This is a genomic window from Roseobacter sp. HKCCD5988 (assembly GCF_037830355.1).
In the GTDB taxonomy this organism is placed as follows: domain Bacteria; phylum Pseudomonadota; class Alphaproteobacteria; order Rhodobacterales; family Rhodobacteraceae; genus M30B80.
On sequence record NZ_JBBLYJ010000001.1, the window covers coordinates 1,402,136 to 1,421,000 of the forward strand.

The 18,865-nt window shown below is 56.3% G+C and carries 18 protein-coding genes; 11 read left to right on the forward strand and 7 right to left on the reverse strand.

Translation table 11 applies throughout. The features are described from left to right. Positions 1-29 precede the first annotated feature (29 nt). Positions 30-590: a DUF6456 domain-containing protein gene (locus AAC636_RS06980; RefSeq protein ID WP_340300897.1), complete on the forward strand. Its 561-nt coding sequence runs from the start codon at positions 30-32 to the stop codon at positions 588-590. A 76-nt stretch (positions 591-666) separates the two neighbouring features. Further along, positions 667-1,617 (forward strand): lipoyl synthase, encoded by a 951-nt coding sequence (gene lipA / locus AAC636_RS06985; RefSeq protein ID WP_317654603.1) that lies wholly within the window; start codon positions 667-669, stop codon positions 1,615-1,617. On the opposite strand, the gene AAC636_RS06990 is transcribed toward lipA, so the two are convergent. From AAC636_RS06990 to hpt, 3 genes are all read right to left on the reverse strand, one after another. Further along, positions 1,614-2,501, reverse strand: coding sequence for a cytochrome c (locus tag AAC636_RS06990; protein WP_340300898.1), 888 nt, complete (start codon positions 2,499-2,501; stop codon positions 1,614-1,616). The genes lipA and AAC636_RS06990 overlap by 4 nt on opposite strands. A gap of 22 nt (positions 2,502-2,523) precedes the next feature. Further along, positions 2,524-2,991 carry a c-type cytochrome gene (locus tag AAC636_RS06995; RefSeq protein ID WP_340300899.1) on the reverse strand — a complete coding sequence of 156 codons (468 nt, stop codon included), beginning with the start codon at positions 2,989-2,991 and terminating at the stop codon, positions 2,524-2,526. A 412-nt stretch (positions 2,992-3,403) separates the two neighbouring features. After that, the gene (gene hpt / locus AAC636_RS07000; protein ID WP_340251307.1) at positions 3,404-3,940 is read right to left on the reverse strand and encodes a hypoxanthine phosphoribosyltransferase; all 537 of its coding nucleotides are present in this window, start codon (positions 3,938-3,940) and stop codon (positions 3,404-3,406) included. A gap of 78 nt (positions 3,941-4,018) precedes the next feature. On the opposite strand from hpt, the gene AAC636_RS07005 reads away from it, so the two are divergent. Beyond that, positions 4,019-4,471: a type II toxin-antitoxin system RatA family toxin gene (locus tag AAC636_RS07005; RefSeq protein WP_317654608.1), complete on the forward strand. Its 453-nt coding sequence runs from the start codon at positions 4,019-4,021 to the stop codon at positions 4,469-4,471. Positions 4,472-4,519: 48 nt separating this feature from the next. Here the strand turns inward: AAC636_RS07005 and AAC636_RS07010 are convergent, their stop codons facing one another. From AAC636_RS07010 to AAC636_RS07025, 4 genes are all read right to left on the reverse strand, one after another. Next, the gene (locus AAC636_RS07010; protein WP_340300900.1) at positions 4,520-5,701 is read right to left on the reverse strand and encodes an ammonium transporter; all 1,182 of its coding nucleotides are present in this window, start codon (positions 5,699-5,701) and stop codon (positions 4,520-4,522) included. A gap of 149 nt (positions 5,702-5,850) precedes the next feature. After that, a complete protein-coding gene (locus AAC636_RS07015) occupies positions 5,851-6,330 on the reverse strand; it encodes a CinA family protein (RefSeq protein WP_340300901.1) in 480 nt (159 codons plus the stop codon). Continuing rightward, positions 6,318-6,806, reverse strand: a complete 489-nt coding sequence (locus AAC636_RS07020; protein ID WP_340300902.1) for a phosphatidylglycerophosphatase A family protein — start codon at positions 6,804-6,806, stop codon at positions 6,318-6,320. Before AAC636_RS07020 ends, AAC636_RS07015 begins: the two co-directional genes overlap by 13 nt. Then, positions 6,803-8,002 (reverse strand): bifunctional 2-C-methyl-D-erythritol 4-phosphate cytidylyltransferase/2-C-methyl-D-erythritol 2,4-cyclodiphosphate synthase, encoded by a 1,200-nt coding sequence (locus AAC636_RS07025; protein WP_340300903.1) that lies wholly within the window; start codon positions 8,000-8,002, stop codon positions 6,803-6,805. The genes AAC636_RS07020 and AAC636_RS07025 overlap by 4 nt, the downstream gene beginning before the upstream one ends. Before the next feature lie 192 nt (positions 8,003-8,194). On the opposite strand from AAC636_RS07025, the gene dusB reads away from it, so the two are divergent. The 8 genes from dusB (at position 8,195) to hfq (ending at position 18,831) form a co-directional block, all read left to right on the forward strand. Then, positions 8,195-9,199 (forward strand): tRNA dihydrouridine synthase DusB, encoded by a 1,005-nt coding sequence (gene dusB, locus AAC636_RS07030; RefSeq protein WP_340300904.1) that lies wholly within the window; start codon positions 8,195-8,197, stop codon positions 9,197-9,199. After that, a complete protein-coding gene (locus AAC636_RS07035) occupies positions 9,196-10,263 on the forward strand; it encodes a two-component system sensor histidine kinase NtrB (RefSeq protein WP_340300905.1) in 1,068 nt (355 codons plus the stop codon). The genes dusB and AAC636_RS07035 overlap by 4 nt, the downstream gene beginning before the upstream one ends. A gap of 15 nt (positions 10,264-10,278) precedes the next feature. Then, positions 10,279-11,673 carry a response regulator gene (locus AAC636_RS07040; RefSeq protein WP_340300906.1) on the forward strand — a complete coding sequence of 465 codons (1,395 nt, stop codon included), beginning with the start codon at positions 10,279-10,281 and terminating at the stop codon, positions 11,671-11,673. Positions 11,674-11,694: 21 nt separating this feature from the next. Then, entirely contained in the window at positions 11,695-14,022 is a 2,328-nt protein-coding gene (locus tag AAC636_RS07045) for a sensor histidine kinase NtrY-like (protein ID WP_340300907.1), read from the forward strand. A 13-nt stretch (positions 14,023-14,035) separates the two neighbouring features. Then, positions 14,036-15,424 (forward strand): nitrogen assimilation response regulator NtrX, encoded by a 1,389-nt coding sequence (ntrX, locus tag AAC636_RS07050; RefSeq protein WP_340300908.1) that lies wholly within the window; start codon positions 14,036-14,038, stop codon positions 15,422-15,424. Positions 15,425-15,532: 108 nt separating this feature from the next. Next, positions 15,533-16,909, forward strand: a complete 1,377-nt coding sequence (gene trkA / locus AAC636_RS07055) for a Trk system potassium transporter TrkA (RefSeq protein ID WP_340300909.1) — start codon at positions 15,533-15,535, stop codon at positions 16,907-16,909. Positions 16,910-16,956: 47 nt separating this feature from the next. Continuing rightward, positions 16,957-18,465 carry a TrkH family potassium uptake protein gene (locus AAC636_RS07060; RefSeq protein WP_340300910.1) on the forward strand — a complete coding sequence of 503 codons (1,509 nt, stop codon included), beginning with the start codon at positions 16,957-16,959 and terminating at the stop codon, positions 18,463-18,465. A gap of 132 nt (positions 18,466-18,597) precedes the next feature. Then, positions 18,598-18,831, forward strand: a complete 234-nt coding sequence (gene hfq, locus AAC636_RS07065) for an RNA chaperone Hfq (RefSeq protein ID WP_317654620.1) — start codon at positions 18,598-18,600, stop codon at positions 18,829-18,831. The last annotated feature ends 34 nt before the right edge of the window (positions 18,832-18,865 follow it).

Below are 18,865 nucleotides of genomic sequence, written 5' to 3' on the forward strand. Positions count from 1 at the left end.
AGTTGGATCAGCGCGGCAAGGGTCGTGATATGTTGGGTGGGCGAGTAATGGGCAGCCACGCGCAATCTTTTGTGCTGAAGGATTGGATATGCGCCACGCGCAAGGGGAGGGTGGCCTCCTATCGGATTACGCCAACGGGGCGTTTGGCCTTGAAACGCCTGATCGAAGAAGACCGCCGCCGCCGCAAATCGGATGGGGATCTGGGGCAGGGGCCAAATGTCTTTGCCGCGCAGCATGCTGATTATGGCATCAAGCGCGAAGATTTTGAGCGCGCTCAATTGGGGCCGCGCGTGGCGCAAAATTGGGATCGGTTTTTGACCTCGGCAGATCGCGGCGTGTTTGGCGATGGTGGGATCGGCGAAGGGCCTACCGCCGCGCGCAAACGTGTTTTGGATGCCATGGAACATTTAGGGCCGGGTCTGTCTGATGTGGTGATGCGGGTCTGCTGTTTCCTTGAGGGGATGGAATCGGCCGAGCGCCGTTTGGGATGGTCGGCGCGGTCGGGAAAGGTTGTTCTGAAGATTGGGCTGCAACGCCTTTTGGAATTTTATCAAACGCATCACGGCTTGGTGCCCGCTATGATCGACTGAGGCAATGTGATCTGCGGGGTTACAATCGTGTAGCAAAGGGATTAAATTACCCCCGCAACGTCACGGAGCCAGACCCATGCGCGACCTTAAATTGCCCGAGCAACGCCACCCAGAAAAGGCGCATCGCCCCGATCAGGCACAGCCGAAAAAACCCTCTTGGATTCGGGTGAAGGCCCCTGTTGGGGAAGGCTATAAGGCCACGCATAAAATCATGCGCGAGCATAAATTGACCACCGTTTGCGAGGAGGCGGGATGCCCCAATGTCGGCGAATGTTGGAGCCAAGGTCACGCCACGATGATGATTATGGGCGAGGTTTGCACCCGTGCCTGCACGTTTTGCAATATCGCAACCGGTAAGCCGCCCGAGGCCTTGGATGTCTTCGAACCGGGCCGCGTGGCCGATGCGGTTAAGAAACTTGGCCTGAACCACGTTGTCATCACTTCGGTGGATCGCGATGACATTGAGGATGGTGGGGCAGAACATTTTGCCCAGACCATTCGCGCTATTCGCCGTCAATCCCCTGACACGACCATCGAGATCCTGACCCCCGATTTTTTGAAATGCGACCCAAGTGTTTTGGAAATCGTGGTGCGTGCAAAGCCCGATGTGTTCAATCATAACCTCGAAACTGTGCCGGGTCTTTACCCTGAGGTGCGCCCTGGCGCGCGCTATTTCCATAGCCTGCGCCTGCTGCAGCGGGTCAAGGAGATGGATCCGACCATGTTCACCAAATCTGGTATCATGGTTGGCCTTGGGGAAGACCGCCAAGCCGTGTTGCAGGTGATGGATGACATGCGGGCCGCCGATATCGACTTTTTGACCATTGGCCAATATCTGCAGCCAACCCCGAAACATCACGCGGTGGATCGTTTTGTGACGCCAGAGGAATTCAAGGCCTATGAAAAGGCGGCCTTTGGCAAAGGGTTCTTGATGGTTTCGGCCACGCCTTTGACGCGGTCTAGCTATCATGCGGGCGATGATTTTGCCCGCCTTAAAGCGGCGCGTTTGGCAAAATTAGGCGCTTAAGGCAATTCTTTGAGATATTGCGCAATTGCGGCCCGATCATCGGGCTGCAGCATGGCCATGTTTCGGATAACATCGACCATATGGCCGCCTGCGCTGTCAAAGCTTGGGGTGAAGCCATCATTGAGATAGGCTGCGATCTCATCCTTTGACCATGTCAATTCGTCTGGGGTGAGGGGGGGGATGCGCCCCTGTCCCGAAGGGTTTGGCGCACCTCTAAGCCACGCGCCATGATCCACTGCGCCAAGCGCGCCGCGGGAGGTGTGGCATTCACCGCAATGCGCGAGGGCCTCAACCAAATAACGGCCCCGCAGGGCCTCGTCACTCAAGGGGGCGGTGACCGCATATCCTTGCTCAAGATAGAGGGCCTGCCAGAAAAATAGGGCGGGGCGGATGTTGAAGGGAAAGGTCAGATCATGGTCGAGCGACAGGCTTGGGTCGGCGGGCAGGCTTTGCAGATAGCCATATAGATCAGCCATATCTTGGGGGTCAGCCATTCGATAAGCTTTGTAAGGAAAGGCAGGATAAAGGGGCAAACCATTCGGCCCGCGGCCATGTTGCATGGCGCGTAAGAACTGCGCCATTGTCCAATCGCCTATGCCTGCAGTCGCATCAGAGCTGATATTTGGCGCGTAAAATGTACCAAATTCCGTTTCAAAGGCGCGCCCACCTGCCAAGATCAACCTCGCCTCACCCTTGGCCCCGTTTGCCGCGTGGCATGAGGCACATCCCCCCGCCCAAAACACACGCGCGCCATTCTCTAGATTGGGGTCAGCGAGGGCCGCCATGGTGCTTGCCGTGATTGGGCTGCGCGGAAAGACCGCCCATATCAAAAGAAACCCGCCAAAAGCGGCCAAACTGGCGCTGAGGATCAGTTTCTTCCACATGGGCGGCCCCGTATCCTGTGTCTTATTGGGGCTGGCGATAGGCATCGTGGCAGGCGCCGCAGCTGCCCCCCACAGGGCCAAGCGCCGCTTGCATTGCCTCAAGGCCATTGCCGGCAGCGGCCTGTAACCCTGTCGCGGCTGTGCCAAAGGCCGCCCATTTTGCAAGAAAATCATCCTGATTTTCCCAAATGGCAGGCAAGGCGCGATTGGTCGTTGCGGCCATCATGTCGCTGCCTTCGGGCCAGTTAAAGGCTTGGTTCAATTGCGAAATTGCCGCCAGATTATCTGCCGCAATTTGCGCCTGTGCAGCATCATAGTCGACTGTGCCGCGCGCCATACCGCCCAAAACCCCAATATTCAGGGCCATAATCTTGAACTGCCCCTGACGCGCACCAATCGCCCCTTCATTGGCAAAAGCAGGCAGGCCCGCCACAGCAATAGCAGCAGCCATTAGGGTGGATTTGATCGTGAAACTTGCAGAAAACGTCATGTGAAACCCTCCGTTTCATGCGGGATTGTTAATCGGTCGTCCCAAATGACCCGTCCAGCACCAGGTCACCACCAACAGTATTGCGACATCCAAGCACGAATGGCGCGAAATTTATATTCTAATTTTGCACAAGACCTGTGCCATAGCGCGCTAAGGTCACAAGATTGTGAGGGACATAGCCCCCCTTAGCGCGGGGGTAAGGTTAGGGCATCGGGCCAAAACTCCAATCGCTCGGCAATAAAGATTGCAAATACAATCGCGAAAATCACCACTAGGCGCTTCACCTGCCGCGCCGAGGGCGGGTTTCGCGCCCATTTGGCCGCCCGCATCAACCATATTGGCCCCATCTTACACCCCCAAGACCGATTTAGCCCCTGTCATATGGGGGCAGATCTCCTTGGCTGGAATTGGCTTAGGTGAACCGCACGGCGCCGATATAGGGCAAATTGCGATTTCGTTGCGCGTAATCAATGCCATAGCCCACAACAAAATGATCGGGAATTTCGAACCCCGTCCATGTGGCGCTGATGTCCACCTCGCGGCGCACGGGTTTATCCAAAAGTGCGATGGTTTCCAACCGCTTCGGATCGCGCGATTTTAACAGCGACAGAACATGGCTCAGGGTAAACCCCGTATCCACGATATCCTCGACAACCAAAACATCGCGCCCCCCGATTTCGCCGCGCAAATCCTTGAGAATCCGCACCTCCCGCGAGGAGGTCATTTCATTCCCGTAGGAAGACGCCTCTAAGAAATCGACTTCAACAGGCAAGTTCAATTCGCGCAACAGATCCGCGATAAACATGAATGATCCGCGCAAAAGCCCCACAACCACCAGCTTATCGGTATCCTCAAATCGCGCTTCAATCTCGCGTGCCAATTCCTCGATCCGCGCGGCAATGGCCTTGGCCGAGATTAAAACGTCAATTTCATAGGGGCGATCTGTCATTTTCTTGCGCTCATTACCTTGAATTCCGCCGCCATATCTAAGACATCACAAGGTGCAAAGAAAGATGAAAGGCTGTCTATGCCCTCCCATTCCGAGACGCGCACGCTGCCCTATCGCGCCCATGAGATCTATGATCTTGTGGCGGATGTGGCGCGCTATCCTGAATTCATCCCTTGGGCCGTGGCCGCACGCGTGCGCAGTGTGACAGATCAGGGCGACCATCGCGAAATGTTGGCGGATTTAATCGTGGGTTTTAAGATGTTCCGCGAAAAATTTGGCAGCCGCGTGCGCCTTTTCGATGCAGAAATGCGGATTGAAACCGCCTATATTGATGGGCCTTTTCACCATATGATTTCCAATTGGCGCATGCGTGATTTGCCCGAGGGCGGGTGCGAGGTCAGCTTTGATGTGGATTTCGAATTCAAAAACCGCCTGCTGCAAGGGGCGGCAGGCATGTTTTTCCATGAGGCGATGACGCGGATTGTGCGCGCCTTTGAGGCCCGCGCAGAGGCGTTATATGGGAAAAAATAAAAAGCGGGCCTGACAGCCCGCTTTCATGTCATCAGGTAAATCCCTGATTTAGCTGCTCATATCATAGGCGCGTTCACCATGGACGCTGAGATCAAGGCCATTTACCTCGGTCTCTGCATCCACGCGCAGCGGCGTGATCATGCCAACCAGTTTTACAAGGGCCACGGTCAAGACGATGGTGTATGCGCCCACCACCGCCAAGGCACCCAGCTGCGCCATCCATGCACCCTGTCCAAAGACGGCGATCATGATGGTGCCGAAAATCCCGCCCACACCATGCACAGCGAAGACATCCAATGTGTCGTCAATCTTGACCTTATTGCGGATCAAATTCACCGCCTCTTGGCAAAGAATGCCTGCAATTGTCCCGATGATCAGCGCCGCCACAGGCCCGACAAAGCCAGAGGCCGGGGTGATAGAGGCCAAACCTGCAATCGTGCCCGTGACGACACCCACAAGCGAGGTCTTGCCGTATTTCACGCGCTCCCAGAGCCCCCAGCTGAGCGAGGCTGCTGCGGCAGAAATATGCGTGACCGTCAGCGCCATTGCCGCGCCGCCATCCGCCGCTAGCTGACTGCCGCCGTTAAAGCCGAACCAACCCACCCACAGCATCGCGGCCCCGATCATCACAAAGCCCGGATTATGGGGGGGCGTGGTTTGATTTTTCCGGGCGCCCAAGAAAATTGCGATCACCAAAGCCGCAAGGCCTGCGGTTTCATGCACCACAATCCCGCCCGCGAAATCGCGCACGCCTGTCTCGCCAAAGATGCCACCATCCGACATCATGCCGCCGCCCCAGATCCAATGCACGACAGGCGCATAAACGATCAGCATCCAAAGCGCAGAAAACAAAAGCACAAAGCCAAATCCAACCCGTTCCACATAGGCGCCCACAATCAAGGCGGGCGTGATAATGGCAAAGGTCATTTGGAACGCAAAAAACAGGATTTCCGGCAGGCTGCCAGACAGGCTATCTGCGGTGACCCCGTTGAGAAATGCCTTGTCAAATCCGCCCCAAAATCCTGATGTGCCAGATCCAAAGGCGATGGAGTAGCCAAAAGCGAGCCATAAAATCGACATCAAACAGGCGATTGCGTAGCAATGCATAAACACGCTGAGCACGTTACGCGCACGCACCAACCCCCCATAGAAAAGCGCCAAGCCTGGCAAGGTCATGAATAGAACCAACGCTGTGGCGACTATGATCCACGCTGTATCGGCAGCATTCATTGCATCTTCCCTTCTTTTTTCATTTGCCCGCCTCAAAGCGGGATTCATCTGACGAAAGAAGAGGCAAGCTGTGAAATGGGCGATGAAATCTTGGTCAATCTTCAAATTGGCGCGAAATTAATGCGCAAATTGCGCGCTATGATTAAATTTTAATCGTTTTGCAAAATGGCGTGGTGCAACAGGCGCAAGGCGTAATCGCGCGCGGCGATGCGCACATTCGCGCGTCCCAGCGCACCAAAATCCACTTGCTCGAGCACCACACCCGCAGGGCTTGCAAGGCCAAAGCAAACGCGGCCCTCAGGTTTATGCGCGCTGCCCCCTGGCCCGGCGATGCCTGTAATCGACACGGCCATATCGACCTCCGCACGAGTTTTGGCCCCAAGGGCCATGTCACGCGCCACCTCGTTTGAAACCGCGCCAAACGCCGCAAGCGTCTCAGGCGAGACACCGAGAAGGTCAATTTTGGCCTGATTGGAATAGGTGACAAAGCCGCGCTCAAATACGGCGCTTGATCCCGCAATATCGGTAAGCGCGGCACTGACCATCCCGCCCGTGCAGCTTTCGGCAGTGGCGATGCGTAGCCCCTTGTCGCGGGCCGTCTGGATGATATCCGCGCTTAAATCAGCCATAGATGTGCAATAGCGGCCAGAATTGCGACCACAAGCGCGGCAAGCCAGCCTGCAATCACATCATCCATCATCACCCAAACCCCGCCGCGCTTGGCATCTGCCCAAGCCACGGGGGCGGGTTTCCAAATGTCGAAAAGACGAAACGCGATAAAGGCCGTCAGAATGCCTGGCCACAGCGCGAAGATAGAGACATCCGCGAAGATCGCCCCATAAGAGACGGGCCAAAGCGCGATCCATTGCCCTGCAACCTCGTCAATCACGAATTCCGAGGGGTCATCTTCGGCGCCATTGCGGATTTCTGTTTCAATCGCCCATGATCCAAGGGCAAAGACGGCGATTGTCGCCGTGGCAAGCAGCCAAAACCCGCCCAATTCATGCAAGGCCCATGCAAGCGGCAGCGCGGCCAAGCTGCCCCATGTGCCAGGGGCAGGGCGCAGGCGACCCACGCCAAAAACAGTTGCAATCCAATATGTCATGGTTTCACCAATGTGACTGTGGCCGTCGCGGCGATCCCTTCCTTGCGGCCTGTAAAGCCCAGTTTCTCGGTTGTTGTGGCTTTGACCGATACGCGATCTTGGTCGATACTCAGCAATTCTGCCAAACGCGCACGCATCGCGGCTGAGACGGGCCCGATCTTTGGGGCCTCGCACATGAAGGTCAGATCAACATTACTGATCCCATAGCCACGCGATGCTGCCAGTTTGACCGCATGAATGAGGAAAATGTCGCTTGGCGCGCCTTTCCATTGCGGGTCGGATGGCGGGAAATGGGTGCCAATATCCCCTTCGGCCAAGGCCCCGTAAATCGCATCTGTTACAGTGTGCAACCCAACATCCGCGTCCGAATGCCCTTTGAGGGCGCGATCATGTGGAATTTTCACCCCGCAGAGGATCACGTGATCCCCCGCGCAAAAGGCATGAACATCAAAGCCATTGCCAATCCGAATATCCATTGCGCCGTTTGCCCCTATGACATGGCCCGCGCGGATAAAATCCGCCGCTGTGGTCAGTTTAAAATTTTGTTCATCCCCCGCAACCACCTTAATTTTCAAGCCATGCGCAAGGGCAATGGCGACATCATCCGCGGCGTCTTCGCCTGCGGCGGCATAGGCCTGTGAAATGGTGGAATAATGAAAGGCTTGTGGCGTTTGTGCGCGAAACAACCCATCTCGAGATTGAATTTGTGAAACGTGGCCTTCGCCCGCGCGCCACAGGGCATCGGTCATGGGCAGGGCAGGTGCGGCAGCAAAACAGCCGGGTTCGCGCAGCGCGGCAATCACATCTTGCACGATGCGGACCGCCACAAAGGGGCGCGCGGCATCATGGATCAAGACTTGGGCTGTTTTATCATTCACAGCGGCCAAACCCGCCTGCACCGAGGCGCTGCGCGTGGCCCCGCCAAGGGCGAATGTAAGTCGCGCGGCATCCGCGCCAAGCGCCTCACGGGCGAGCGCCTCATCATCGGGGTGAATAACCACGATGGTTTGCGCGAAATCCGCAGCATCCCAGAGCGCCCGAACGGCGCGGCGCAAAACAGGGACGCCCCCCAAACTGCGATATTGTTTGGGCAAACCGCCGCCTGCGCGCGTGCCCCGACCCGCGGCCACAACCAGCGCCACGAGCGGTGCGGCCGTCAAAGAGTGTGCGGTGTGGGATGGGTCAGATTTATCCATGGATCAGGTGATACGGGCTAAGCCTATGACGCACAATACGGATCAGCGTCCTGCACATTTTTTGATCGTGGTGATTAAATATTGTGCATTTGTGTAAATTGCCCCAGTATAAGGTCGCGTTTCTTTTGATCTCCCGCCCCAAAGCAGATTAGGCCAAACCCATCTGCACAAAGAATAGGCAGCACAGCGCACATGCCCATCCAACTTGGCGATATCACTCTTGACCCGCCCATCTTTCTGGCCCCGATGGCGGGGATCACCGATTTGCCGTATCGCAAATTGGTTGCGTCTTTCGGCGCGGGGTTGGTCGTCTCAGAGATGGTTGCAAGCCAAGATATGGTCAATTCCAAGCCCGCCGCCCGCGCGAAGGCCGAGCTTGGGTTCGGCATTGCGGCCTCGGCCGTTCAATTGGCTGGCCGCGATCCCCATTGGATGGGGGAGGCGGCCCGCATGGCAGAGGCGGAAGGGGCAAGGATCATTGATATCAATATGGGCTGCCCTGCGAAAAAGGTCACATCTGGCTCAGGTGCAGGGGCCTGTGGGGCGGCTTTGCTGCGCGATCTGTCTCATGCCCGCGCCGTGCTTGAGGCGGTGACACGTGCAGTTTCGGTTCCCGTCACCCTTAAGATGCGCCTTGGTTGGGATGATGCCTGCGAAAACGCACCACAGGTCGCCCTTATGGCCCAAGATCTGGGGATTGCCATGCTAACCGTGCATGGCCGCACACGCGCACAGTTCTATAAGGGCCATGCCAATTGGCAGGCCATTCGCGCGTTTCGTGAGGTGGTTGATATTCCGCTGATTGCCAATGGCGATATCGTGGATGCGCAAAGCGCCACGCGGGCGATGGCGCAATCGGGGGCAAATGGCGTCATGGTGGGGCGCGGTGCGCAAGGGCGGCCTTGGGTGCTGCGCGATATCGCGGCGGGTCTATCGGGCCAGACGCGCGCTGATACCCCCAAAGGTGCGGCTCTTTTTCAGATAATCGCGCGCCATTACGAGGATATGCTGTCCTTTTACGGCAAAACACTGGGGGCAAAGGTCGCCCGCAAGCATTTGGGTTGGTATCTGGATGCGGCTGGTGTAGGGGATGCACCACGCCGTGCCGTGTTGACCACAGATGACCCCGAACAGGTGTTGCGCCTGCTGCGTGCGGCGCTAACCGATGGGCTCGCACAAACGGGCTGCGCCGCATGAGCCCTGTCACATCCGACATGATCTGGTCATCCTTGCCTATCCCCGGGCTGATTATTGACGGGGGCGATTTGATCCTATCGGTCAATCCTGCGGCTGAGACATTTCTGAACGCATCCGAACGCAGTTTGACAGGCAACCCTGTCTGGGATCGCGTCTTTGTGGATGCCCCGATGGAGGAGGCTTTGGCCCGCGTGCGTCAAGGTCAATCCGCGCTTTTTGTGGGCGGTGTGGATGTTGGCACAGGATCCAAAAAACCAGTATCTTGTGACGTGCAGCTTGCCCCTGTGAGCGAGGGGGGCGATCAGGTGATGATGCTGCTTGAAAGCCGCGAATTGGCGGGGCGGCTTGATCGGGGCTTGGTCAGTAAATCCGCCGCGCGATCAGCCATTGGTATGGCCGAGATGCTGGCCCATGAGATCAAAAACCCGCTTGCGGGTATCACGGGTGCGGCGCAGTTGATTTCGATGAATGCCAGCGGCGAAGACCGTGAGCTGACCGATCTCATCGTAGAGGAAACGAGGCGTATCGTAAAACTGCTGGAGCAGGTCGAAGAATTCGGAAATCTACGCCCGCCTGAATGTAAGGCGGTTAATATCCACGACATCCTTGATCGCGCGCGCAAATCTGCGGCGGTGGGGTTTGCTGCGCATATGCGCATTTTGGATCAATATGACCCGTCTTTGCCGCCGACTTGGGTGGACTCGGATCAGATTTTGCAGGTGTTCTTGAACCTTTTGAAAAACGCCGCCGAAGCGGGCCGTGAAGGGGGCACAATCACCATTCGCAGTTTTTACGAGGCGGGCTTGCGACTGCGCAAACGCGATGGCAGCGCCGCATCTATGCCCCTGCAGGTCGAGATCATTGACGATGGCCCAGGCATTGCGCTCGAGCGTCAAAGCGAAATTTTTGAACCCTTTGTATCGGGGCGCGAAAATGGCACGGGGCTTGGCCTTGCCTTGGTTTCTAAAATCATTTCCGACCACGATGGCTGGATCGCGCTGGACAGCGTGCCGGGCCGAACTGTGTTTCGGATATCTTTGCCAATCGCGCCGCGCGGCGTGTGAGTAGGAGTTGAGACGATGGATGGCACCGTTCTGGTTGCAGATGATGACCGCACAATCCGCACTGTATTGACGCAGGCGTTGACGCGGGCAGGGTGCAAGGTTCACGCAACCTCTAGCTTGATGACGCTGATGCGATGGGTCGAAGAAGGCAAGGGCGATCTGGTGATCTCTGATGTGGTCATGCCCGATGGCAATGGCCTTGAGACATTGCCGAAGATCACGGAAACGCGCCCCGGCCTGCCGGTCATCATCATATCGGCCCAAAATACGATCATGACGGCGATCCAAGCCACCGAAAAAGATGCCTATGATTATTTGCCGAAACCCTTTGACTTGCCAGATTTGATGAAACGCGCGGCCCGCGCGCTGGATCAAAAGCGGCGGGCGGCTGTTGCGCCGCCTGCGCGGGATAGTGGCGCCGATGGCGAGGCGCGCGCCACTGTCGCGCAACATGATCTGCCGCTTGTGGGGCGCACGGCTGCGATGCAGGCGCTCTATCGATTGGTTGCGCGGGTGATGAACACCGATCTGCCCGTTCTGATTTCTGGCGAAAGCGGCACGGGCAAAAGCCTGATTGCGCGGGCGACCCATGATTTCTCAGACCGCCGCACGCTGCCTTTTGTTGTGGCAAGCGCCGATGATCTTGAGGGGGTCGATGGCCCCTCCACGCTGCTTGCGCGGGCCAAGGGCGGCTCGATCCTCTTTGATGAGGTGTCTGATCTCAGCGATGAGGCGCAGGCCCGTATCGTGCGTCTGCTTGACACGTTGCGCGAGAATGATGCCCGTGTAATGGCCACAAGCCAGCGCGATCTGTCCGAAAAAATGGATGCAGGCGATTTCCGCCAAGATTTATTCTACCGCCTTGGGGGCGTGTCGATTTCTGTGCCCTCCTTGCGCGAAAGGGTGGATGATATTGCGCTTTTGGCCGAGCATTTCTTGATCCGTGCTGAACGCGATGGCATGCCCTTGCGCCGCTTGTCCGATGATGCGGTTGAATTGATGCGCGCCTATTCATGGCCGGGAAATGTGCGGCAATTGGAAAACACCGTTCGCCGTTTGGTGGTCACAGGGCAGGGCGAAGAAATCGCGCGTGCCGAATTGCAAATTGTGCTTGGCAATCAGCCCGCGATGGAGCCATTAACGGGCGGCGGCGGTGGGGATCGTTTATCCGCCTCTGTGGCCAAGCATTTGCGGCGTTATTTTGATCTCCATGGCGGTGTTTTGCCGCCTCCTGGCTTGCACGCACGAATCCTGCGCGAAGTTGAAACGCCCCTTTTGGAAATCGCGCTTGAGGCCACGGGCGGCAATCAGGCGAAATGCGCCGATTTGCTCGGGATCAATCGAAATACCCTCAGAAAGAAAGTCTCTGATCTCGATATCCGCGTGACACGGCGGCGCAAATTGATGTAAACCCGCCACAGGGCGTGACATATGAGCGACATATGGCGCGCGTCAGGCGAAATTCGTGGCCGCTTTTGCGGGCCGCGTAAAAGACAGGCGGGGCAGGTGGCAAAGCCATCAAATGATAAGGCGATATCGGCTTGGCGCCGATTGATCCTGTTACAAAGCACCAAACGCTTGCGCAATGCGGGCACATTGGGGCTTGTAACGCTCGGGCCTGTATTGGCGCTTTTGACCTTTTTGGTGCTTGGCCCGCTTGGCGATTTAGCCTCTTCGCCTGCCTTGCGCCTGATCTTGTTGGCGGATTTGGTCTACATTCTTGTAATTGCCGCGCTCGTGGCGCGCCAAGTGGTGCGGATGATCGCAGCACGGCGCAGCCGCTCGCAAGGATCGCGATTGCATATGCGCCTGACAGGTGTCTTTGCGATTGTTGCACTTTTGCCGACCATTTTGGTCGCGGTCTTTGCAACCATTACCTTGAACATGGGACTTGAAGGATGGTTTTCGACCCGCGTTTCAGGCGCGCTTGGCAATTCGGTGGATGCGGCCATTGCTTATCAACAAGAACATCGCACGGATTTAGACGAGGATGTGCGCGCCCTTGCGGCCTTTTTGGACAATGCCGCCCGCAATGACGGGGCTGCCACCGATGGCGACCTTCGCCGTCTTTTGGGGCAAGGGCAGGGCCTCATCCAGCGTGGTCTGCGTGAGGCTTATGTGATCAGTGCAGCAGGCGAAATCCGCGCGCGCGGGGAGCGCTCGTATTTATTTGATTATGATCAACCCAGTGACCCTGATCTTATCCGTGCGGCTGAGGGTGAGGTGGTGTTGATCGAAGATCGCGCCCAAAACGAGTTTCGCGCCCTGCTGAAGCTCTCGCAATATCTTGACCGTTATCTCTATGTCAGCCGCGAGGTGGATGGGCAGATTATGTCACTGCTTGATGAAACCCAACAAACTGTGCAGCTTTACAGACAATTGGAAAATGAGCGCGGGCGCGTGTTATTCGAATTTGGCCTGCTCTATATTGGCTTTGCGCTGATTGTGATCATGGCGGCCATTTGGTTGGGGCTGTGGTTTGCCGAACGTCTGTCGCGTCCTGTGGGGCGTTTGGCCGCCGCCGCCGAACGGATTGGTGAAGGTGATCTTGAGGCGCGCGTGCCTGAAGAAAAAAGCGGCGATGAAATCGCAACGCTTGGCCGCGTGTTCAACCAGATGACCTTGCAACTGAAGGCGCAGCGCGATCGTTTGGTTGAACAAAATGATAGAACCGAGGGGCAAAGACGCCTCTTTGATAGTGTGCTTGGGTCGGTTACGGCTGGCGTGATTGGTGTCACAGCAGAGGGCGATGTTGAGTTTATCAACCGCTCTGCGCAGCGGCTTTTGAGCCTGTCTGAAGATGAATTGCACCATCACGGTGCCTTGGCGGCGCTTGTGCCTGAATTTGCTGATCTGCCCTCGCGCTTGCGGGAACGGGGCAGCGATACGTTGCAGGAGGAATTGCGCCTCACCCGTAATGGGGCGCAAGAGACGCTTTTGGTGCGCATCGCGGTGCGGGGGCGCAGTGATGGCGCGATTGAGGGATATGTGGTTGCGTTTGATGATGTCAGCGATTTGGTCGCGGCACAGCGCATGGCCGCATGGGGCGATGTTGCGCGGCGCATTGCACATGAGATCAAAAATCCACTCACCCCTATTCGTTTGTCAGCGGAACGTGCGGCCCGTAAATTTACTAAGATTTTGCCGGAAGAAGACGGTCAAAGCCTGAAAGAGTTGACCGATGTGATCGTGCGCCAGACCAATGATCTGGCCCATATTGTGGATGAGTTCTCGCGCTTTGCGCGTATGCCTGAACCAAGCCGCCGCCGTGAGGATATCGCCAAACTGTTGGAAGGGGTTGTGACTCTTCAACGCGCAGGTCAGCCTGAGGTTGAGATCACCCTCACAAAGCCCGAAGGCGAGATTTGGGCGGAGATTGACGCAACCATGATTGGGCAAGCGTTTACCAATTTGATCAAAAACGCGGGCGAGGCCATCGAAACATATCGCGAGAAACATCCACAAACGCCCCATCACGGCGAGGTTCGTGTGGCTTTGGCGATTGAAACTGGTGCCGCGCAGCCCGTACTAAAAATCACAATCAGCGACAATGGAATTGGCCTGCCCGAAGACCGCGCGCGCCTCTTCGAGCCCTACGTTACCACCCGTGAAAAGGGGACGGGGCTTGGCCTGCCGATTGTGAAAAAAATAATCGAAGAACATGGCGCAAGCCTAGAATTGAGAGATGCGCCGCCATTTGGGGATGGCGCGCATCAAGGAGCGCAGGCGGTGATCCACCTGCCGTTAATGATTGGCTAAATGAGGGGTATTCATGGCTGATATACTTGTTGTCGATGATGAGCGTGATATTCGCGAATTGGTTTGCGACATTCTGCAGGATGAGGGGTTTTCCACGCGCATGGCGGGAAATTCCGATGAATGCATGGCGCAATTACAGCAAGAGCTGCCCGCGCTGATCATCCTCGATATTTGGCTTAAAGACAGCCATATGGATGGGATTGATATCCTCAAAACGGTCAAGCGCGATATGCCTGAAGTGCCCGTGGTCATCATTTCTGGTCATGGGAATATCGAAATCGCGGTGGCAGCGATTAAACAGGGGGCTTATGATTTCATTGAAAAGCCCTTTAACATTGATCAGCTATTGGTGGTCATTCGCCGCGCTATGGAAACGTCCAAACTGCGCCGCGAGAATTCGGCACTGAAACGTGGCGAGACGCGGGTTGGCGACATGCTTGGGCAATCTGCCACCTTTCGCAATCTCAAATCACAATTGGATAAGGTCACGAAATCCAATGGTCGCGTGATGCTGACAGGCCCTGCGGGCAGCGGCAAGGAGATGGCCGCGCGCTATATTCATGCGCATTCCAACCGTTCGGACGGGCCTTTTGTCACTGTGGCCTGTGCCGCGATTGCACCTGATCAGATGGAGGTAGTGCTATTTGGCCGCGAAAGCCCCGAACGCGGGGTTGAGCAGGGGTTACTTGAGCAGGCAAATGGCGGTGTTTTGCTGCTTGATGAGGTGGCGGATATGCCCCTTGGCACGCAGTCGAAAATCTTGCGGGTTTTGGTCGATCAGGCCTTTACCCGCGTTGGCGGTGCTTCAAAGGTGCATGTGGATTTGCGGGTGATTTCCTCGACCACAAAACATCTGCCAAACGAAATTTCCGAAGGTCGCTTCCGCGAGGAGCTGTATCATCGCCTCAATGTTGTGCCGATTGAGGTGCCAAGCCTTGAAGCGCGCAGCGAAGATATTCCCGTCTTGGCTGAATATTTCATCGAGATGTTCCACCGCGAGCAAGGTCTGGCTTTGCGCAAAATTGCCAATGATGCGATGGCAACTTTGCAAACCATGCGCTGGCCAGGCAATGTGCGCCAATTGCGCAACTTAATTGAGCGCGTCTTGATCTTGGGCGAAGGGACAGGCCCGATCAGCTTGGATGATCTTCCTATGAGCGATGAAGGAAAATCAGCCACCAGTGAGGCCAGCCTCTCACCGGGTTTGACCATGCTGCCCTTGCGCGAGGCGCGTGAATTGTTCGAACGGCAATATCTGATGGCCCAGATCAACCGCTTTGGCGGCAATATCAGCCGAACTGCGGGCTTTGTCGGGATGGAGCGCAGCGCGCTGCACCGCAAGCTGAAATCGCTCGGCGTGGTGACATCTGGCAAGACGCAAGCAGGCGAAGAGGTGGAGTAAGCCACGATCATGCGGGTGGGTATTGGCAATTGACCCCGTGCTGGGTTTCTGCCAATCCTGATCCCCTTGAAGGCGCACTGAACGTTATCGCGTAAGGATACGGGAAAGATGAAAGTCATCATTTGTGGCGCGGGCCAAGTGGGTTGGCAAATTGCGCGACATCTTTCAGGCGAAAGCAACGATGTAACGGTGGTGGATAATAACCCCGAATTGGTGCGCCGTGCGACCGATACGTTGGATGTGCAGGGCCTCACGGGGTTCGCCAGCCACCCTGATGTGCTAGAGCGCGCAGGCGCGCGCGATGCCGATATGGTTATCGCAGCTACTTATTCTGACGAGGTGAACATGGTCACCTGTCAAGTGGCGCACTCGGTCTTTGGGGTTCCGCGCAAAATCGCGCGATTGCGCGCGCAATCCTACCTAAAGGCGGATTATTCCGATCTCTATCGTAGGGATCACCTGCCCATTGATGTTGTAATTTCCCCCGAACGCGAGGTGGCCGAGGCCGCATTGCGCCGCTTGTCACAACCCGCAAGTTTTGAGTCCGAGGTATTCCTCAGCGGTAAAGTGCAGCTGCTTGGCATTCAGCTTGAGGATGACAGCCCCGTCTTGGAAACCCCGTTGCGCCAGTTGACGGAATTGTTCTCGACCTTGCGCGCGATGGTCGTTGGGGTGCGCCGTGACGGCACGCTCTTTGCCCCCGAACCTCGCGATCAGCTTTTTGCAGGGGATCAGATTTACGTCTTCACCCATACGGATGATGCGGCGCGCACCCTTGAGATTTTTGGCAAAACGCAATCGCGCCAAGAGCGTGTTGTGATCATTGGCGGGGGCAATGTGGGTCTTGCTGTTGCGCGCAAATTGGAAAGTGCTGCACATCGCCCCCGCGTGCGTCTGATTGAGGCCAATCGCGCCCGCGCTGAACGGGCGGCAGATGCGTTGGAACGCTCCATCGTGCTTTATGGCGATGGCATGGATATCGAAATCCTGCGCGAGGCGGGGATTGATAAATCAGACGCCGTTCTTTGCGTCACAGATGACGATAAAACCAACCTTCTCGCCTCTGTGCGCGCCAAGGCCGAAGGGGCAGGGATGGCGATTGCGCTTGTGAATGATCCTACTATGGTGCCTATGATGGGGCCATTGGACATTGATGCCTATGTCAACCCGCGTGCAACCACAGTGTCGAGCATCCTGCGCCATATCCGCCATGGCCGTGTGCAAGGGGTTTATTCAATAGGCGATGCCGAGGCCGAGATCATTGAGGCCGAAGTGATGTCAACCTCGCCGCTTGCAGGTAAGCAAATTCGCGATATCGAATTCCCCGAGGGCGTTTTGGTTGGGGCGCTGCTGAAAACGGGGGATGTGATCCGCCCTGCAGGCTCGACCCGTTTGGATGAGGGCGATATTATCGTGATGTTCGCCTTGTCGAAAGATGTGCCTGCGGTCGAGGCCCTGTTGCAAGTCTCGGTCGATTTCTTCTAAGCAGCCGCCGCTGCGGCCCGCCCGTCTAGTCAGCCCGTGAAGTCAGTATGAGCATTGGTCAAAGCATCGCTAAACTGCCGCTTTTCGTGATCCTCATCGGGATTTCGGCAGGGGCGATGTTATTGCCCTCAATCGTGGCTTTGGGGCAAGACGATATGCCAACAAGCCGCGTCTTCTTTTACAGCGCGATTTTATTCTTCATCTTGGCAATGCTTCTTGGGTTTGTAACCACCAGTTCTGCGCGGGTACAAACGGGGTGGACACAGTTGATCACCTTGATTTTGACCTATCTGCTTTTGCCGCTGATCTTGGCTTTTCCCATGGATGCCTCCATGAAGGATGCCCGTTTTTTCACCTGCTATATCGATATGGTTTCGAGCCTAACTACGACAGGCGCCAGTTTCTTTGATGCAGAACGCCTCAGCGACCCGTTGGTGATGTGGCGCGCGACTGTGGCGTGGTTTGGCGGTTTCTTAATCTGGCTCTCTGCGATTGCGATTTTGGCACCGCTGAATTTGGGCGGCTATGAGGTGACATCCGAGGCGCAGGTGCAGGGGCTTCAGACCCGATCAGCAGGGCAGATGCGCGCCGCTACGCCAGAGCAGCGCCTTGTCAAACATGCACGCCGCTTGGCCCCGACCTATATCGCCTTGACGATTATCTTGTGGGTTTTGCTGATGATCACTGGGTCGGAAAGCTTGCCCGCGCTGATCCATGCAATGTCAACCTTGTCCACATCGGGGATCAGTTTGAATGGTCAAATCGGCTCTGTTGGGGCCGAGGCGATGGTTTTGATCTTTTTTATCTTCGCCCTGTCACGCCGCAGCTTTACCCATGCGTTGAACCGCGAATACCCGCGCCGCATGTTAAAAGATCGCGAAGTGCGTTTGGCCTTAGCCGCGATTGTGATCGTGCCTGCGCTGTTGTTCCTGCGCCATTGGTTTGGTGCCGTTGAGACGGAAACAGCGCGGTTTTCAGATGCGGTTGCATCCCTATGGGGGGGCATATTCACCGTGGCCTCTTTCCTGACCACAACGGGCTTTGTCAGCCAAGGCTGGGATGCTGCAAGCCAATGGTCTGGCATTGATGCGCCGGGCATGGTGTTGATCGGTCTGGCCCTGATGGGGGGTGGGGTTGCGACCACGGCGGGCGGGGTGAAGTTGCTGCGGGTTTACGCGCTCTATAAGCACGGGTTGCGAGAGGTCGAGAAACTGATCCACCCGCATTCGGTCGCGGGCGCAGGCCGCTTGGGGCGGCGTATCCGCCGTGAGGGGGCCTATATCGCATGGGTGTTTTTCATGCTTTTGACCCTCTCCATGGCGCTGTTCATGTGTCTTTTGGCCGCCACGGGCCTCGATTTTGAAACCGCCATGATTTTGACCATCTCTGCGCTCACCACCACAGGGCCTTTGGCCGCTGTTGGGGGGGGGACGGCGATCAGCTTTACGGGTCTGAATGACCTTGCCAAAATGTTATTGGCCTTTGCGATGATTGTGGGGCGGATGGAGACATTGGTGCTGGTCGCTTTGATCTCGCCCCGGTTCTGGCGCGGTTAATATATATTTTTTCACGTTTTATTTTGGCAGTTTGAAATCGGGGTTTAATTTTCCCAAAATTATCTTCATACTTCACGCAATATGAAAGTGTTTGGAGCCAACCAAACAGCACAACGATAAGGCGAAACTAAAATGGCCGACACGAAAACAAACTTGCAGGATTCTTTCCTGAACCATGTGCGCAAGGCAAAAGTGCCTGTGACAATTTTCTTGATTAACGGGGTGAAGCTGCAAGGCGTCATCACTTGGTTTGATAATTTCTGCGTGCTTCTGCGCCGCGATGGCCAGTCGCAGCTTGTCTATAAGCATGCGATCTCCACGATTATGCCCGCGCAACCAATCAGTCTCTATGAAGGCGAAGAGTGACGCCAAATAAAGGCCGTGATGAAGGTCTGACCAA

Coding starts and splice junctions, on each gene's coding strand:
- AAC636_RS06980 (WP_340300897.1), top strand. CDS start 30: ATGTTGGGTGGGCGAGTAATGGGCAGCCACGCGCAATCTTTTGTGCTG.
- lipA (WP_317654603.1), top strand. CDS start 667: ATGCGCGACCTTAAATTGCCCGAGCAACGCCACCCAGAAAAGGCGCAT.
- AAC636_RS06990 (WP_340300898.1), bottom strand. CDS start 2,501: ATGTGGAAGAAACTGATCCTCAGCGCCAGTTTGGCCGCTTTTGGCGGG.
- AAC636_RS06995 (WP_340300899.1), bottom strand. CDS start 2,991: ATGACGTTTTCTGCAAGTTTCACGATCAAATCCACCCTAATGGCTGCT.
- hpt (WP_340251307.1), bottom strand. CDS start 3,940: ATGACAGATCGCCCCTATGAAATTGACGTTTTAATCTCGGCCAAGGCC.
- AAC636_RS07005 (WP_317654608.1), top strand. CDS start 4,019: ATGCCCTCCCATTCCGAGACGCGCACGCTGCCCTATCGCGCCCATGAG.
- AAC636_RS07010 (WP_340300900.1), bottom strand. CDS start 5,701: ATGAATGCTGCCGATACAGCGTGGATCATAGTCGCCACAGCGTTGGTT.
- AAC636_RS07015 (WP_340300901.1), bottom strand. CDS start 6,330: ATGGCTGATTTAAGCGCGGATATCATCCAGACGGCCCGCGACAAGGGG.
- AAC636_RS07020 (WP_340300902.1), bottom strand. CDS start 6,806: ATGACATATTGGATTGCAACTGTTTTTGGCGTGGGTCGCCTGCGCCCT.
- AAC636_RS07025 (WP_340300903.1), bottom strand. CDS start 8,002: ATGGATAAATCTGACCCATCCCACACCGCACACTCTTTGACGGCCGCA.
- dusB (WP_340300904.1), top strand. CDS start 8,195: ATGCCCATCCAACTTGGCGATATCACTCTTGACCCGCCCATCTTTCTG.
- AAC636_RS07035 (WP_340300905.1), top strand. CDS start 9,196: ATGAGCCCTGTCACATCCGACATGATCTGGTCATCCTTGCCTATCCCC.
- AAC636_RS07040 (WP_340300906.1), top strand. CDS start 10,279: ATGGATGGCACCGTTCTGGTTGCAGATGATGACCGCACAATCCGCACT.
- AAC636_RS07045 (WP_340300907.1), top strand. CDS start 11,695: ATGAGCGACATATGGCGCGCGTCAGGCGAAATTCGTGGCCGCTTTTGC.
- ntrX (WP_340300908.1), top strand. CDS start 14,036: ATGGCTGATATACTTGTTGTCGATGATGAGCGTGATATTCGCGAATTG.
- trkA (WP_340300909.1), top strand. CDS start 15,533: ATGAAAGTCATCATTTGTGGCGCGGGCCAAGTGGGTTGGCAAATTGCG.
- AAC636_RS07060 (WP_340300910.1), top strand. CDS start 16,957: ATGAGCATTGGTCAAAGCATCGCTAAACTGCCGCTTTTCGTGATCCTC.
- hfq (WP_317654620.1), top strand. CDS start 18,598: ATGGCCGACACGAAAACAAACTTGCAGGATTCTTTCCTGAACCATGTG.